This is a genomic window from Kamptonema formosum PCC 10802 (assembly GCF_000332335.1).
Lineage (GTDB): Bacteria > Cyanobacteriota > Cyanobacteriia > Cyanobacteriales > Oscillatoriaceae > Oscillatoria.
Genome location: NZ_KB235948.1, coordinates 480,711 through 496,313 on the forward strand (window position 1 = coordinate 480,711; position 15,603 = coordinate 496,313).

The 15,603-nt window shown below is 54.1% G+C and carries 13 protein-coding genes; 9 read left to right on the plus strand and 4 right to left on the minus strand.

Features of this window, described 5'->3' with window-relative positions; translation table 11 throughout:
• The first annotated feature begins 119 nt into the window (after nucleotides 1–119).
• From gloA to OSC10802_RS43840, 7 genes are all read left to right on the plus strand, one after another.
• Nucleotides 120–554 carry a lactoylglutathione lyase gene (gloA, locus tag OSC10802_RS0102115; protein WP_017715136.1) on the plus strand — a complete coding sequence of 145 codons (435 nt, stop codon included), beginning with the start codon at nucleotides 120–122 and terminating at the stop codon, nucleotides 552–554.
• A gap of 168 nt (nucleotides 555–722) precedes the next feature.
• Complete coding sequence (locus tag OSC10802_RS0102120) at nucleotides 723–2,426, plus strand: iron uptake porin (protein ID WP_017715137.1); 1,704 nt, start codon at nucleotides 723–725, stop codon at nucleotides 2,424–2,426.
• A 192-nt stretch (nucleotides 2,427–2,618) separates the two neighbouring features.
• Nucleotides 2,619–5,333, plus strand: coding sequence for an ATP-dependent chaperone ClpB (gene clpB, locus OSC10802_RS0102125; protein WP_017715138.1), 2,715 nt, complete (start codon nucleotides 2,619–2,621; stop codon nucleotides 5,331–5,333).
• Between the two features lie 433 nt (nucleotides 5,334–5,766).
• Complete coding sequence (gene htpG / locus OSC10802_RS0102130) at nucleotides 5,767–7,746, plus strand: molecular chaperone HtpG (protein WP_017715139.1); 1,980 nt, start codon at nucleotides 5,767–5,769, stop codon at nucleotides 7,744–7,746.
• A 606-nt stretch (nucleotides 7,747–8,352) separates the two neighbouring features.
• Nucleotides 8,353–9,225, plus strand: coding sequence for a hypothetical protein (locus tag OSC10802_RS48600; RefSeq protein ID WP_017715140.1), 873 nt, complete (start codon nucleotides 8,353–8,355; stop codon nucleotides 9,223–9,225).
• A 5-nt stretch (nucleotides 9,226–9,230) separates the two neighbouring features.
• Nucleotides 9,231–10,247: a DUF1822 family protein gene (locus tag OSC10802_RS0102140; RefSeq protein WP_017715141.1), complete on the plus strand. Its 1,017-nt coding sequence runs from the start codon at nucleotides 9,231–9,233 to the stop codon at nucleotides 10,245–10,247.
• Between the two features lie 30 nt (nucleotides 10,248–10,277).
• Entirely contained in the window at nucleotides 10,278–12,845 is a 2,568-nt protein-coding gene (locus tag OSC10802_RS43840; protein WP_017715142.1) for a protein kinase domain-containing protein, read from the plus strand.
• 103 nt (nucleotides 12,846–12,948) lie between these two features.
• Here the strand turns inward: OSC10802_RS43840 and OSC10802_RS48605 are convergent, their stop codons facing one another.
• On the minus strand, nucleotides 12,949–13,179 hold the full coding sequence (locus OSC10802_RS48605; RefSeq protein WP_155967317.1) for a hypothetical protein: 231 nt from the start codon (nucleotides 13,177–13,179) through the stop codon (nucleotides 12,949–12,951).
• A gap of 57 nt (nucleotides 13,180–13,236) precedes the next feature.
• On the opposite strand from OSC10802_RS48605, the gene OSC10802_RS0102150 reads away from it, so the two are divergent.
• Nucleotides 13,237–13,797 (plus strand): Uma2 family endonuclease, encoded by a 561-nt coding sequence (locus OSC10802_RS0102150; protein ID WP_017715143.1) that lies wholly within the window; start codon nucleotides 13,237–13,239, stop codon nucleotides 13,795–13,797.
• On the opposite strand, the gene OSC10802_RS53950 is transcribed toward OSC10802_RS0102150, so the two are convergent.
• The 3 genes from OSC10802_RS53950 to OSC10802_RS0102165 all read right to left on the minus strand — a co-directional run bounded on the left by OSC10802_RS53950 (nucleotide 13,794) and on the right by OSC10802_RS0102165 (nucleotide 14,894).
• Nucleotides 13,794–14,222, minus strand: a complete 429-nt coding sequence (locus OSC10802_RS53950; RefSeq protein WP_017715144.1) for a hypothetical protein — start codon at nucleotides 14,220–14,222, stop codon at nucleotides 13,794–13,796. The genes OSC10802_RS0102150 and OSC10802_RS53950 overlap by 4 nt on opposite strands.
• 109 nt (nucleotides 14,223–14,331) lie before the next feature.
• On the minus strand, nucleotides 14,332–14,574 hold the full coding sequence (locus tag OSC10802_RS0102160; protein WP_232731796.1) for a YgiT-type zinc finger protein: 243 nt from the start codon (nucleotides 14,572–14,574) through the stop codon (nucleotides 14,332–14,334).
• A 5-nt stretch (nucleotides 14,575–14,579) separates the two neighbouring features.
• The gene (locus OSC10802_RS0102165; RefSeq protein WP_017715146.1) at nucleotides 14,580–14,894 is read right to left on the minus strand and encodes a DUF4258 domain-containing protein; all 315 of its coding nucleotides are present in this window, start codon (nucleotides 14,892–14,894) and stop codon (nucleotides 14,580–14,582) included.
• 432 nt (nucleotides 14,895–15,326) lie between these two features.
• Between OSC10802_RS0102165 and rpmB the strand changes: the two genes are divergently transcribed.
• Entirely contained in the window at nucleotides 15,327–15,563 is a 237-nt protein-coding gene (gene rpmB / locus OSC10802_RS0102170; RefSeq protein WP_017715147.1) for a 50S ribosomal protein L28, read from the plus strand.
• Nucleotides 15,564–15,603 lie beyond the last annotated feature (40 nt).

Consider the following 15,603-nt stretch of genomic DNA (forward strand, 5'->3'; position numbering starts at 1 on the left):
AGCGTCCTCTTTTTTCTCCGTTCTTGGAGTCCCTTCACGGGGGCGGTTCACTCCCCCTTTGCTGATTCTTTCAAAATGCGAGCCACAATGAAGAAAAGTAAAGCAATCAGGAGCTGTCTATGCGTCTGCTGCACACGATGTTGCGAGTTGGCAACTTAGAAAAGTCGTTGGACTTCTACTGCGGCATCCTGGGGATGAAGCTGCTGCGCCAGAAAGACTATCCGGGCGGTCAATTCACCCTGGCATTTGTGGGCTACGGCGATGAAGCTGACCACACCGTCTTAGAGCTGACCTACAACTGGGGCGTCGAGAAGTACAATTTAGGCGACGCCTACGGCCACATTGCCATTGGCGTAGAAGATATCTACGCCACCTGCGAGGAAATCAAAACTCGCGGCGGCAAGGTGACGCGGGAGCCTGGCCCAATGAAGCACGGCACCACCATTATTGCCTTCGTCGAAGATCCGGACGGGTACAGAGTCGAGCTGATCCAGCAGAGCACCCTGATCTCACCGGCAGACCAGCAGGAAGCGGCACCGGCAATGGCCACCTGATGCCGCCTTCTTTACCTTCCCCGCTTCCCACAAAGAAAGCGGGGAAAGCGCTCTCCCTGCTGTGCGAGCGGTGCCCGGTTTGGGGGATTGACGCAAGAGACACAAACGTGGTAAGAACAATACATAAGGATAGCTAAAAGCCAAAACCAGCTTTCCCACAAAAGAATCTTGGCAACGGGACTGAACGAAAAGGTGAGGCGAGCGGCTGGGCTTGCACTGGGGTGGAGCGCCGCCGGCATTTTAACCCAGGCTGTGCCGGCACTGGCAGAGCCGGCGGCTGGTTTCAGCCCCGCCGGCACACTTGACCGATCCGAGCACTGGCAAAAGAAACTGTGGCGAATAAACAATCACCCCCCGATTGCCGGCGCAGGACAGATATCTCCCCCTTCCCTGCCAGAACAGCAGTCTGAAATTGCGAACCCAGATCCCGCAGAAAAATCCCCAAATCCCCCAATCCCGGCTCCGGCAGACCCTCTCGAAACGGCTGAGCCAGACTCGGCGATGGCTCAGATAACTTCTGTCGATGAGCTGTCCGACGTGCAGCCGGCAGACTGGGCGTACCAAGCGCTAAAATCCTTAGTAGAGCGCTACGGCTTGCGGCCCGGCTATCCCGACGGGACCTTTCGCGGCAACCAACCGCTGACGCGATACGAATTTGCCGCTGTTTTGGCGGAAGCGATCGAGAAAATCCCGCCCCTGATGGCCGGCGATCGAGAGAGATTCGCCGAAGACATCGCGACGCTGCGGCGACTGGAAAGAGACTTTTCCAAAGCTTTAGAGGATCTGCGCAACCGGCTCGACAGCATTGAGGTTGCGGCGACTAAACTGGAAGAGAATCGGTTTTCTGCTACCACTAAAATGACCGGTCAGCTGATTTTAACTCCCTCCACCGGCACCGCAGCTCCAATTGTGGCTCGCCAGCGGCTGAACCTGCTCACGAGCTGGCAGTCTGACCAGTTGCTGGTGACTCAGCTGGAAATGGGAAATGGGGGTTACGATCCCGTGAGCCGCGCCCAAAATGAGGGGGAGAATTTGCTGGGAAGCGCCGGAAAACTTGCCGGTGCCGGTGGGCTGGATTATGCGGAAGTGGGTGAGACGGTGCGGTTGAGCAAGCTGCAATATACATTTCGCCCCCTGTCTGGCTTGGCGGTGACTGTTGGGGCGAAAATGTCTCCCAGAGATTTTATCGACCGCAACCGATTTGCCAGTGACGAAGCCGTGGATTTCAATTCTAGCTTTTTTGTAAACAATCCGCTAATTGTGCAGAATCAGATTGACCGGTTTGGCGGTGCCGGTGTGGCGGTGAATTGGGATATTAAGGGCGCGCCGGTGAGCCTGAGCGCCCTGTATATTGCGGCGGATGCGGAAGATTCGGTGAGTGGCGGCTTCTTTCGCGACCGCAATCAGGGCAGCTTGGAGTTTAAATTCTCGCCTGACCCCAGCTGGGCGCTGCGGCTGCAATACACTAAGGCTATTATTAATGATAGCAATATTAGTGCGGTTGGCATTAATGCCGAGTGGGCGAAAAGTCGCACGATCGGCTTTTTTGGTCGCTTCGGGTTTGGCAGCTACGATGGGTTCAGCACTGTTTTGGGCAGAGAGTTGGACGCGCATCCGTGGACTTGGGCGGTGGGGGTGACGCTGCGGAACTGGACTGTTCCGGGAACGCTTGCCGGTGTGGCTGTGGGCCAGCCGTTTGTTACGGGAGATGTGGGGGATGCGACGCAAACCAATTTTGAGGCGTTCTACAGTTTTTTAGTGAGCGACAATTTGAGCATTACTCCGTCAGTGATTGCGGTGACGAATGCTGATAATGACAGCAAGAATGGGACAGCTTGGCACTTTGCAGTGCGCAGTGTGTTTTCGTTTTAGGAAGACTGGGTATGGGGCATGGGGCATGGGGCATGGGGCATGGGGCATGGGGCATCGGGCATGGGGCATGGGGCATCGGGCACCGGGCAGGCTGGCCCACGCCCCACAACTTGTGTGCCGGCTCGCACTCCTTATGCCGCTGAGAGCTAAGATCGAAACGGAAATCTCACAGCTGAAAGCCCTCGCCAATAGATGCAGCCAACCGACTCTACCAAATTTACCGAAAAAGCCTGGGACGCTATCGTTAAGTCGCAAGATGTCGCCCGCCGCTTCCAAAACCAGCAGCTGGAAGTGGAGCATGTGGCGCTCGCGCTGCTGGAACAGCCGGAAGGGCTGGCGCTGCGGATTTTGGGTCGCGCCGGCGTGAGTGGGGAGCAGCTGGCGCAGCAGTTAAAAGCGTTCACCCAGCGCCAGCCTAAAGTGGCGCGCGTGGATCAGCTCTACCTGGGGCGCGGCTTGGATATCCTGCTCGACAAGTCGGAAGAGTCCAGACAAGCTCTGCAAGACCAGTATATCGCCATCGAACACCTGCTGCTGAGTTTAGCAGAAGATGACCGAGTTGGCCGCCGGCTCCTCAAACCCTTCAATTGCGACCGGCAGCAGATGGAAGCGGCTGTTAAAGCTGTCCGGGGGAGCGCGAAAGTCCAAGACCAAAACCCGGAAAACCAGTACGAAGCTCTGGAAAAATACGGGCGGGACTTGACAGAACAGGCAAAAGCTGGTAAAATAGATCCGGTTATCGGTCGGGATGAGGAAATCCGCCGGGTTATCCAGGTGCTGTCGCGCCGCATGAAGAACAATCCGGTGCTGATTGGAGAGCCGGGGGTGGGGAAGACGGCGATCGCAGAGGCGCTGGCTCAGCGGATTGTGAATGGGGATGTGCCGGAATCTCTGAAAAATCGCCGGCTGATCGCTCTGGATATGGGGAGTTTGATTGCCGGTGCGAAGTACCGGGGGGAGTTTGAGGAGCGCTTGCGCTCGGTGCTGCGGGAAGTGACCGGCTCGGAGGGGCAGATTGTCCTGTTTATTGACGAGCTGCACACGGTTGTGGGCACCGGCGCGAGCACGCAAGGTTCTATGGATGCGGGGAATTTGCTGAAACCGATGCTGGCGAGAGGGGAGCTGCGCTGCATCGGGGCGACGACTATCGACGAGTACCGCAAGCATATCGAAAAAGATGCGGCTCTGGAGCGCCGGTTCCAGCAAGTGTTTGTCGATCAGCCTAGCGTGGACGATACGATTTCTATCCTGCGGGGGCTGAAGGAGCGCTATGAAGTGCACCACGGGGTGAAGATTCTCGACTCGGCGCTGGTGGCGGCGGCGACGCTATCGAGCCGGTACATCTCAGACCGGTTTTTGCCAGATAAGGCGATTGACTTGGTGGATGAGGCGGCGGCGAAGCTGAAGATGGAGATAACTTCTAAGCCGGCTGAGCTGGAAGCGGTTGACCGGCGGTTGATGCAGTTGGAAATGGAAAAGCTTTCTCTGGAGGCGGAAAACCAGCGTCCGGCTGTTGGTGTCAATCGGGCTTCCCTGGAGCGTTTGGAGCGGATTGAGGTGGAAATTGCCAGTTTGCGGGTGCGCCAGCAGGGGCTGAGCGGGCAGTGGCAAGATGAGAAGCAGTTGCTGCAAGCGATTAATGTGCTTAAGGAAGAAGAAGACAGTTTGCGGGTGCAAATTGAGCGGGCGGAGCGCAATTACGATTTGAATACGGCGGCGAAGTTGAAGTATGGGCGTCTGGAAGGGGTGCAGCGCGATCGGGAAGCGAAGGAAGCTGAGTTGCTGAAGCTGCAATCCCAGGGTTCGGCGCTGCTGCGCGAGCAGGTTACGGAAGCGGATATTGCGGAAATTGTGGCGAAGTGGACGGGGATACCGGTGAACCGGCTGCTGGAATCGGAACGCCAAAAATTGCTGCAGTTGGAGCAACAGCTGCACCGGCGCGTGATTGGGCAGCAGGAAGCGGTGACTGCGGTGGCGGCGGCGATTCGCCGCGCTCGCGCGGGGATGAAAGATCCGGGGCGTCCGATCGGCTCGTTCCTGTTTATGGGTCCGACGGGGGTGGGGAAAACTGAGCTGGCGCGTGCTCTGGCGCAGTGCTTGTTTGACAGCGATGACGCTCTGGTGCGCATTGACATGTCGGAGTATATGGAGAAACACTCTGTGTCGCGACTGGTGGGTGCGCCGCCGGGATATGTGGGCTATGAGGAGGGGGGGCAACTTTCGGAGGCGATTCGCCGGCACCCCTATTCGGTGCTGCTGCTGGATGAGGTGGAAAAGGCGCACCCGGATGTGTTTAATATTTTGCTGCAGGTGCTCGACGACGGGCGGATTACTGACTCCCAGGGGAGGATGGTGGATTTCCGCAATGCGGTGATTGTGATGACGAGCAATATCGGCAGCGATCACATTTTGGATGTGGCGGGGGATGACTCGCAGTATGAGGAGATGCGCAAGCGGGTGATGGGTGCGCTGCGATCGCATTTCCGCCCGGAGTTTCTCAACCGGGTCGATGATATTATTTTGTTCCACCCGCTGAGCCGGTTGGAGTTGCGGCAAATTGTGGGGATTCAAATCCAGCGCATTGAGAAGTTGCTGGCGGATCAGAAAATTTCCCTCGAATTGATGCCGGCGGCTCTTGACTATATCGCTGAGGTGGGGTACGATCCCGTCTATGGGGCGCGCCCCCTGAAGCGGGCGATTCAGCGGGAAATTGAAAATCCGCTGGCGACGATGCTGCTGGAACAAACGTTCGTTGCTGGGGATAAAGTTGCGATCGACCGGGCGGAGAAGGGGCTGAGTTTCCGGAATAAGCTGTTGCCGGTTTCTGAGACGGTTGCGCCGGTTGGTGTTGCGGGGGTGCCGGCTTCTTCGCAGGTGGTGGAAGTCAGGAGTGAGGAAGTTCGCTAGGCACTCAAATATAGCGTTTCTCATCCTTTGTGAGGGACTGAGAAACCCGGTTTCTCAAAGAAACCGGGTTTCTGCGTTCCCCCAAGAGGGAACGCACCCTACTGGTTTTTTGGGATGTAGGGATATCCGAATCACCGGCGGTGGGCAATTCCTTACCTCGAATTTGGCGGGATGGCAGAAAATCAATAATAATCGATGTTGAGGGTAATATCATGTCCGGTGGCACTGTTGTGGTATGGCAGATGGGAGCGGGCTCGTTCATATCCTTCCCTGTGTGGGGGCGGGTTTAGAAATATTCTGGACTTTCCCGATACATTGCTAGTGAACCCGCCCCTACAAGCCTTTCTATACAAAACAGATGCGAGCGGACATGATATCATACTCTCAAGTCCAAACAGCTATCATTTCTTAACCGGCAATCAGGAATATAACTATGACCGTACTGGAACAGGGCACGATCACTATTCATACCGAGAATATTTTCCCGATTATCAAGAAGTCGCTCTACTCGGATCACGAAATCTTCTTGCGGGAATTGGTGTCTAATGCTGTTGACGCTATCCAGAAGATGAAAATGGTGTCTCTGGCGGGCGAGTTCAGCGGGGAAACCGGGGAGCCGGAAATTGTCATCAGCGTTGATAAGGAGAAGAAGACGCTTTCGGTGTCGGACAATGGCATTGGGATGACTGGTGAGGAGGTGAAGAAATACATCAACCAAGTTGCTTTCTCCAGTGCTGAGGAGTTTATCGAGAAATACAAGGCGGCGGACGACCAGCAAATTATCGGTCACTTCGGGTTGGGTTTCTACTCTTCCTTTATGGTGGCGACAAAGGTGGAGATTGACACGCTTTCTTATAAGGAGGGGGCGCAAGCGGTACACTGGTCTTGTGACGGTTCGCCGGTGTTTACGCTGGAGGATTCGCCTCGCACGAGTCGCGGGACTACGGTGACGCTGTTTTTGCAAGAGGAAGAGGCGGAATATCTGGAACCGTCTCGCATCCGCCAGCTGGTGAATACCTATTGCGATTTTATGCCGGTGGCGATTAAGCTGGATGGGGAGCAGATTAACCGGCAAAAGGCTATCTGGCGTCAGTCTCCCAGCAGTTTGACTAAAGAGGAGTATTTGGAGTTCTATCGCTATCTCTACCCGTTCCAAGATGAGCCTCTGCTGTGGGTGCATTTGAATACGGACTATCCGTTTTTGGTGAATGGGATTATGTATTTCCCGAAGCTGCGCCCGGATGTGGATGTGACGAAGGGGCAGATTAAGCTATTCTGCAATCAGGTGTTTGTCAGTGAGCACTGTGAGGAGATTGTTCCTAAGTTCTTGCTCCCGATGCGGGGGGTGATTGACAGTCCGGATATTCCGCTGAATGTGTCGCGCAGTGCGCTGCAGATGGATCGCACGGTGCGGAAGATTGCGGACTTTATTGCCAAGAAGGTGGGCGACCGGCTGAAGGAGCTGTATCGGGAAGACCGCAACTATTATATCAGCATTTGGAAGGATTTGGGAACTTTCGTCAAGTTCGGATCGCTGAATGATGAGAAGTTCAAGAAGCAGGTGGAGGATATTATTATCTACCGCACGACGGCTGAGCTGAATGCTAAGGCTGATACGCCGGCGGTTCAGGTGCAGTCGGAGGAGGGTGATGTGTGGAAAGAGGTGACTCCTAGCGGGGATGCCGGTGGGCCATCTTATACGACGCTGAAGGAATATTTGGAGCGCAATAAGGAGCGCCACGAGAATCGGGTGTTCTACTGCACTGATGAGGTGTCGCAGGCGACTTATATTGACCTGCACAAGAGTCAGGGGTTGGAAGTGCTGTTTATGGATTCGTTTATTGACCCGCACTTTATCAGCTTCTTGGAGCGGGAATATAAGGATGTGAAGTTCTCGCGGGTGGATTCGGAGTTGGATGAGAAGCTGATTGAGAAGAATAAGGAGGCGGAGATTGTCGATCCGAAGACGAATAAGACGCGCAGTGAGCTGATTAAGGAGCTGTTTGAGAAGGCGCTGAATAAGCCGAAGCTGACGGTGCGCACGGAGGCGCTGAAGTCGGACGATCCAGCGGGTACGCCGCCGGCAATGGTGCTTTTGCCTGAGTTTCTGCGCCGGTTGCGGGATATGAATGCGCTGCTGCAGCAGCAGGAGTTGGCGCAATTCCCGGATGAGCACATTTTGGTGGTGAATACGGCGCACCCGATGATTCAGAATTTGGTGAATATTAGTGCCGGTGCGATTATTCAGGAGGGTAAGTCGCCTTCTGCTGAGCTGGCGGATTTGATTTGTCACCATGTTTATGATTTGGCGCTGATGGCTCAGAAGGGGTTTGATGCTGAGGGGATGAAGGCGTTTGTTGAGCGCTCGAATAAGGTGCTGACTCAGCTGACTCAGCGGGCTGCCGGTGGGTGATGAAGGCGAGAAACCGGGTTTCGGCGAGAAACCGGGTTTCTGCGATCACCTTTGCATTTCTAGCGAAGACTTTGTTCAGAAACCCGGTTTCTGAGTTTTCTTGGTTTCTGGAGCATTAGCCGGCAGGTTGAAACCTGCCGCTATACAGACAAAGCCCGCCTACGCGGGCTAGTTGTTGGTGGAGACGCGACTGTAGCCGGTGGGAGCCGGCAGGTTTGAGCCGGCAGGTTGAAACCTGCCGCTATACAGACAAAGCCCGCCTGCGCGGGCTAGTTGTTGGTGGAGACGCGAGATGTCGCGTCTCTTTTGGTTTTTGAGGGCCAATGTCCGTAGGGGTCGGAGGGAACACCTGTCCTACCAAGTATAGGCGTAGGGCAGGCGTCTCGCCTGCCCTCAAAGTCTCTGGGACAGGCGAGACGCCTGTCCCGCGTCCTAACCTAACCTGTCCCAATGTCCGTGGGCGTCGGAGGGAACACCGGCTCTACGGGTCCTTGCCTGTCCCAAGCTTGTTGTTAAATTTTGTAACTTACCGGCTCGCCGCTGCATAAAGGTCGGGCGCTGAGGCGATAGCCCTAATGAAAGGTCAGAGATAAAGGTGAAACCGCTATGGACTGTGATTTTTCCCAGCGCTCTGCCGGTGCGGGCGGTAGGGGCGTTGCGGGTGAGTGTGCTGCTTGCATGACAAAGAATCGGAGCGAGTGCAGGATTGAGGGATGTTTCCTGCTGCATAATAGGAACATTCCCTTTTCTCTGCTCAATATGCCTGTGGACAATCAAGATGAACAGCTTCGCCAGCTTATTAAGGACGTGCTGCATTACCCGACCGGCAGTCGAGAGCGCGACCGTGCTGTGGGGAGTCTGGTGAAGCTGATTCCCCATTTGCCCAGTGTCTCGAAACGCCAATACCCCCGCATCGATTACCAGGAAGCCCTGTTCCGAGCTTATGAGGGTGTCTGCCAAAATCTCGGAAGGTTTTTGCAGGGAGTTAACCTGGACATAGAAACGGCGGATGCGCAAGCTGTCCGAGAAGCCTTTGTGAAGCGGTTCAATCGCATTCTCAATAATAAAGTCGCCGATTTGTATCGCGAGTTGGGAGATTATATAAGTTTAGATGCCCCCATTAATCGAGAGGAGGGTGGCGCTACTTTTGCGGACAACCTGTCGGCTCCCACTCTCAGTGGACTTGACAGCATTATCGAAGCAGAGCGAAAGGAAGAAGTTCAGCTGGTCGATGGAAAGCTGCGGGTTTATATTGAGACAGACCCGGAAGGAAGGCTGCGAAACTGTCATCCGCGCCCGCGCCCGCAGTTCAACTGTCAGGAACTGGCCAAAAGGCGTCTGCTGAAAGACCCACCTGATGGATGGAAAGAGATCGCCAAAGAGCTGGACGTTCCTTATGGAAATGTAACACACTGGCAGAGGAGATGTCTCCCGCTGTTACAAAGAATTGCCGAGGAGCTTGGATATCAACCGGAGTGAGAATTATGAGTGTGACAGAAACTTCTTTCTTTATCCCGCTTCGTCTTAGTGATGAGGCGCATTCCTATGCGAAAAAGTTTGCTGCTGAACAAGCTACGCCTGAGAAGGCTAAACTGGTTTACCTGAATACTTTAGCTGTCTGCGCTGTCAGCAGTTATTTGCAATGGATGGAGTTTGAAACGGATATCAGTCAGGGTGATTGCTGGAATCCGGTTGTGCGCCGGTTCCATGATGTGGCTGATTTGGTTCTCCCCAATCTGGGCAAATTGGAGTGCCGTCCTGTTTTGCCGGGGGAAACGGTTATTTCTCTGCCGGTGGAGGTTAGGGAAGACCGGCTTGGCTATGTGGCGGTTGGGTTTGAGGAGCAATTGGATAGGGTGAAGCTGCTGGGTTTCGCCCCGCTTGCCGGTGCTGATAATCCGCCAGAGACTATCCCGCTGGCACGGCTGGAGTCTTTTGATTCTCTGATAGAATGTCTGGAGCAATTGGCGGCTAATCCGGCTGTTGCGCTACAGGAGGAAGTCGAGGTGGGGAGTGAGCCGGCTCCTGTGCCGGCACCTGTGCCGGTGGATTTGAGCCGGTGGCTGCAGAATGTCATTGATGAAACGTGGCAAACCGTACAAGAAGTTTTGGGTGCAGAAAGAGCTGAACTGGTTTTAGCTGCCAGAAGCGCTCCTGATCCCGATACCATTCCTGATCCCGATCCCATTATACGGGCAGAGCGCCTTACCTTGGGAATCCCACCGACGGGTGCCCATCTGGCCTTGGTGGTTGCTGTCAGGCCAAAAGCTGGCGCGGAAAGGGACATCCGCCTGCAAGTCCATCCCACCACCAGCGATACCCTGCCAGCCGGCCTGAAAATTGCTATCTTTGATACAATATCAGGAACAATTTTCCGGGAAACCCAAGCGGGAAAGGCCAGTAACTGGATTCTATTTCCTATTTATGGCAAACCAGGAGAACAGTTTAGTGTCAGAATTGAGCAGGGGGGTGCTAGTGCGACACGGAATTTTGTGATATGATTGTCTAAATGTGGTTAGCAAGGGGCAGCAATGGGCAAGTTGGTGATTCTCAATGTAGTCGATGGAGATTTCGAGGGCGGTTTTACCGTCACCCTCCGGATTGAGACAGAAGGAGAACGTCGCTGGCTTGGCCATGCCAGGGGCAAGCTGCCCCCGCGTCCAGAAATACGAGAACACTATGCTAAATGGCAGCAACCCTATGTTGCTCTGGTGGACAGCATACGGTCTTCTGCCCGAATCAGTGTAGGAGGACCTTGTGAGGCTGATATCGCTGAAGTCAGAAGAGCCAGCAAGCAGTTAAGCGCCAGCGTCGATCAATGGCTTAACTCTCAGCTGATGTTCGAGATCACAAAGCAACTGTTATGCCACTTGACGGACAAATCGGAGGAAATTCGGTTCATCTTTCAAACTGAAAACCTTGAGCTGCAACAGTTGCCTTGGCATAGCTGGCATATTTTTAAGCAGCCCTACTACATTAAGGCTGAGACGGGTTTATACCTGCCGGTGGAGAAGCAGCCACCAGCAACTCCCAGAGAGAAAGTAAAAGTATTAGCAGTTTTTGGAAATAACACCGGCATTGACACAGAAAAAGACTGGCAAGCGCTAAAAAATCATTTAGCAGAGGAAAGCAACGCTGAACTCATCCGTTTAGACCAGCCGGACTTAGAGACGTTATGCGAACAGCTAGAGGAGCTAAGCCCACAGATATTCTTTTTTGCCGGTCACAGCTGCAGTGAAGAAGATAGGGAAAATGGCCAGATTGAACTGAATGCAAGCCAGAGCATAACGATTGAGGATTTAGAGTATGAGTTGACAGAAGCGGTAGAGCGGGGTTTGCTGCTAGCAATTTTCAATTCCTGCGATGGGCTGGGAATAGCGCGGCAGCTGGCGAAGCTACACATCCCAAATATTATCGTCATGCGAGAGTCTGTGCCGGATAAGGTGGCTCAGAAGTTTTTGCAGCGTTGTCTAGAGGCATTCGCGGCTGGAAAGCCTTTACATATTGCAGTGCGGAGAGCGCGGGAAAAGATGAGGCATCTGGAAAGTCGTTTTCCCAGCGCAACTTGGCTGCCGGTGCTTTTCCAGAACCCCGCCGAACCACCTCTGACTTGGCGAGGGCTTGGCGGTATCGAAATTCAGAAGCCGTCCAATCAGGCGGCTCAAGCCGGGGAAGAATCGGAAATCGGCAACCAAGGTTCTATCCTGTGGCTGCCAACTGTGGCTGGCAAGCCATTCCCAGCTCAGCAACAGCCTCTACCAACAGTGGTCACAGTGCCGGTGTACATTTACTGTCCCAATTGCGGTGCCCAATGTCTATCTCAGGAGATGTTTTGCTCTCAATGTGGGTTCACTTTGTCAGCTCAGCAACAGTCGTCATCAATGGGTCAGGGTTCCACTTTGCTTCAACAGCAGCCGTCAACGGGGGTTGGCAACGTCAACCAGAGCCAGCCACAGCAGCCCCCAGCGGGAGTTGGCAAACAATCTCAGCCGGTTGCTCCCATGAAAGTGGCCAACACCTTGGCAAGCGGGAGTGCCGGTGTGGGCCAAATCCTTGGCGGTCGCTACCGCATTATCCGAGTGTTGGGAAGCGGGGCGTTTGGCCGGACCTATCTTGCTGAAGATATGCAGCTACCTGGCCAGCCTCCGTGCGTTGTCAAGCAACTCAAGCCCGCTAGTTCAGATCCGTCGGTCTTAGCGATAGCAAAGCGGTTATTCAATACAGAAGCCGAAATTCTGTATAAGCTAGGGACCCACGACCAGATTCCGCGACTGCTCGCTCACTTTGAGGAAAATCAAAAATTATATTTAGTTCAGGAGTTTATTGACGGTAATGACCTGATCCAAGAACTCATACCAGGCAAGCCGTTGAGTGAGCCTGCAGTCATTGCCATTTTGCAGGATGTCCTCAAGATATTAGAGTTTGTCTACCAGCAAGATATGATTCACCGCGATATTAAGCCCTCTAACTTAATCAGACGCGCCAGGGACGGCAAATTAGTCTTGATTGACTTTGGAGCAGTTAAAGAAATCAGCAGCCAGGGAATAAGCGCGGAGTCCTCTATTATTATTGGCACTCCCGGCTACATGCCACCCGAACAAGCTGCAGGCCGTCCGTTCCCTAACAGTGATATCTATGCGTTGGGCCAAACCGCCATCCAAGCCTTAACTGGCCATTCCCCACGCCAATTGCCGGAAGACCCGCAAACTGGCGAAGTTATCTGGCGCGACAGGGCGCAGGTCAGCCCTCCGCTAGCGGACATTATTGACAAAATGGTGCGTAACCACCCCAGGGAAAGATACCAGTCAGCTACAGAGGTTCTACAGGATTTGGAACGCTTGACATCTCCGCCTCCAGTTCAGAGGATATCTCCCCCTGTAGGTGCGATGACATCTCCCCCTCCAGTTCAGAGGATATCTCACCCTGTAGGTGCGATGACATCTTCCCCAACAGTTCCGCAGAAGCAGACCGTCTGGCTTGCTTGGATTGCAGCCTTCATCGCTGTGGTTCTTGTTCTGGCTGGACTGTCACGTATAGCCTTTGGGCCAAAAACACCTATCCCTGAGAATCCATTACCGGCACCAGAACATAAAAGGTGAGAATCTGGAAGCGCTACCGCCCCTCAATCCTAACTCGCTATCCCCAATCCTAAATTTAATTAGGGGCGAGAGCGCACCCTTGCAAAAATTTCCCTCAACAGCATTAATCACCGGCAACCCATGACGATTCAACCGGCTGCCGGTGTTGTGCCATCATAATTAAAACTCTTTGCCCCAAAGAACCCCACCCCCCAACCCCCTCCCTGCTAGCGGGGAGGGGGCGAAAAGAAAGGCGTTCATCCCCCCAATGCGCCACCGGCACACACGCCTCAAGTGCCGGCGCAACCGCCGGCATATCACTGTCGGAAAAACAATCCCAACCAACAAAAGTCAATTCCCAGAGCCATCGCCTACAATTATACTATCAGCTCCCTCCCAATAGAACTGACCTATGACAGCAGTCATTCAACCCACCCCCACCTTAGAGGAGTTCCTAAAACTTCCAGAAACCAAGCCCGCCTCGGAATTTATCGATGGACAAATCATTCAGAAGCCCATGCCACAAGGTCAGCATAGCAGATTGCAAGGTAAACTTTGCGCTGCCATTAACCAAATAGCCGAACCCGCAAAGATTGCTTATGCCTTTCCAGAGTTAAGCTGCACTTTCGGCGGCGAGTCAATCGTCCCAGATATAGCCGTATTCCGGTGGGAAAGAATTCCCCTCCAGCCATCGGGGAGAATCGCCAACCGCTTTGAAATTCATCCAGACTGGGCGATTGAAATTCTTTCTCCCGAACAGAACCAAACCAAAGTCCTGGGTAAATTACTGCACTGTTCGCGGCATGGCACTGAGTTAGGGTGGTTCATCGACCCAGAAGAAGAAAGCATTCTGGCAGTATTCCCAGGGCAAAGAGTAGAATTATACCAAGGTGCGACCCCCCTTCCCATCCTAAATGGAATCGAGTTACAATTAACAGTTGAAACCGTTTTAGGCTGGTTGAGTTTTAGTTAACTATTGGGCATGGGGCATGGGGCATTGAGCATGGGGCATGGGGCATGGGGCATGGGGCATTGGGCATTGGGCATTGAACCTTCCGCCGAAAGGCCCACACCGGCTCCCAAAACATGCCGGTGGACACCGGCACGCCCGTAAGACAGGCGTCTCGCCGGTCCCAAAAACGGGGAAACCCCCAGTCGCATCTCTACAAGTCGAGCTCCGAACTCCATCGTTCGAGCTCCGAACTCCATCGTTCGAGTTCCGAACTCCATCATCCGAGCTCCGAGCTCCATCAGTCGAGCTCCGAACTCCATCATCCGAGCTCCGAGCTCCATCGTTCGAGCTCCGAACTCCATCATCCGAGCTCTGAACTCCATCATCCGAGCTCCGAACTCCATCATCCGAGCTCCGAACTCCATCATCCGAGCTCCGAACTCCATCAGTCGAGCTCCCTTGGCGCAGCAAAGGCGTCCGCAAAAAAGTCACACAGGAACCAACCACCCCCCCACCGGCACGGGAGCCGGTGGAACTGGCGGAGAGCGCCCCTACCTATCCCACCACCTCAAACGATTGTCCCAAGGGTTGAAACTCAGCCGTTTCCCCACGCTCCAGCTTGGATCTGATTTCAGCAAATCGCCTAACTGTATCTTGAGAGTACAAGCGCTCCCCACAATTGAGGCAGACTTCAGCCCTAACTCTCAGCGAAGCCGTGTGAATTCCCCCCCGCAAGAGTTTAGTTACTTCTTTCTCAACTAACTCGCCGCTGCAAACCGGGCACTTCTCAAATGGCATCACACTCACTGTCTCCTCCTCTCTCGCCAATTAATCCACCTGTTGGGGTCAGGACGATACACTGTGATTAGCACCGCCCACTGATTTTCTTTATTGTATGCCCAAACGCTATGAACCGGCTCCCCACTGAAGGTTTGCCCGTATATCAAGCATCGGGGATACGGCTTTTCCTTAGGGTAGCTCTCAACAATCTCGCCCAGAAAAACTGAAAAGTAGATTTCATCGAAGGTCAGCCGGTCGTCCGCTGCCTCCTCATCGGCATGCTCTGTAATTCGCACCCGGTTGGCTTGAATTGCTTCTACAATATCATTGATGTCCATCTCATTCAAGTTGTAACACTAGCCTCAAACGCCAAACGCTGGTGGCCTATCCATTATTTTTGCCCAACTACTTTCTTTGGGCTGAAGCCCAACTACAAACATAATGAAAATTGTCCCCGAGTCGGGGCGTGTCGGTAGGGCTAAAGCCCAACTACAAACCTTTTCAAGTTAGAGATTCCAGAAGCTTGTTCCCAGGCAGTAGTGCCGGTGGCACCTTGCCCGCCCCGGAACGAGGTAAACTCCCTTCAATACCCGCCCCGGAACGAAGGAATAATCCCCTCCAGCTCCCCCTCCCCGTGTGCGGGGAGGGGGGTTGGGGGGTGGGGTTCTTCATCCGGCGCTTTCGGCATTTACGCCACCCCCCACGCGCAACGCCCGGCAGATTAGCTACAATGGTAAATCGCACACGCGCAAGACAACCAGGAGATTGCCATGTCCCGCATCTGTCAGCTCACCGGCAAAAAAGCCAACAACGGCTTTGCCGTTTCCCACTCCCACCGGCGCACCCACAAGCTGCAAGAAGCCAACCTGCAGTGGAAGCGGGTTTGGTGGCCACAAGGCAAGCGCTGGGTGAGATTGCGCCTTTCCACCAAAGCCATCAAAACCCTAGAACAAAAAGGCTTGCAGGCAATGGCCAAAGAAGCCGGCATTGATTTGAACAAATTTTAAACGGCGCTGGGAATGGGGCATGATGCCCCATCGCCCAATG

Excerpts from the sequence above, each read along its gene's own strand:
- gloA (WP_017715136.1), top strand. The coding sequence starts at position 120 with ATGCGTCTGCTGCACACGATGTTGCGAGTTGGCAACTTAGAAAAGTCG.
- htpG (WP_017715139.1), top strand. The coding sequence starts at position 5,767 with ATGACCGTACTGGAACAGGGCACGATCACTATTCATACCGAGAATATT.
- OSC10802_RS0102160 (WP_232731796.1), bottom strand. The coding sequence starts at position 14,574 with ATGCCATTTGAGAAGTGCCCGGTTTGCAGCGGCGAGTTAGTTGAGAAA.
- OSC10802_RS48600 (WP_017715140.1), top strand. The coding sequence starts at position 8,353 with ATGGACTGTGATTTTTCCCAGCGCTCTGCCGGTGCGGGCGGTAGGGGC.
- OSC10802_RS0102150 (WP_017715143.1), top strand. The coding sequence starts at position 13,237 with ATGACAGCAGTCATTCAACCCACCCCCACCTTAGAGGAGTTCCTAAAA.
- OSC10802_RS43840 (WP_017715142.1), top strand. The coding sequence starts at position 10,278 with ATGGGCAAGTTGGTGATTCTCAATGTAGTCGATGGAGATTTCGAGGGC.
- OSC10802_RS53950 (WP_017715144.1), bottom strand. The coding sequence starts at position 14,222 with ATGGAGTTCGGAGCTCGGATGATGGAGTTCGGAGCTCGGATGATGGAG.
- rpmB (WP_017715147.1), top strand. The coding sequence starts at position 15,327 with ATGTCCCGCATCTGTCAGCTCACCGGCAAAAAAGCCAACAACGGCTTT.
- clpB (WP_017715138.1), top strand. The coding sequence starts at position 2,619 with ATGCAGCCAACCGACTCTACCAAATTTACCGAAAAAGCCTGGGACGCT.
- OSC10802_RS0102140 (WP_017715141.1), top strand. The coding sequence starts at position 9,231 with ATGAGTGTGACAGAAACTTCTTTCTTTATCCCGCTTCGTCTTAGTGAT.
- OSC10802_RS0102165 (WP_017715146.1), bottom strand. The coding sequence starts at position 14,894 with ATGGACATCAATGATATTGTAGAAGCAATTCAAGCCAACCGGGTGCGA.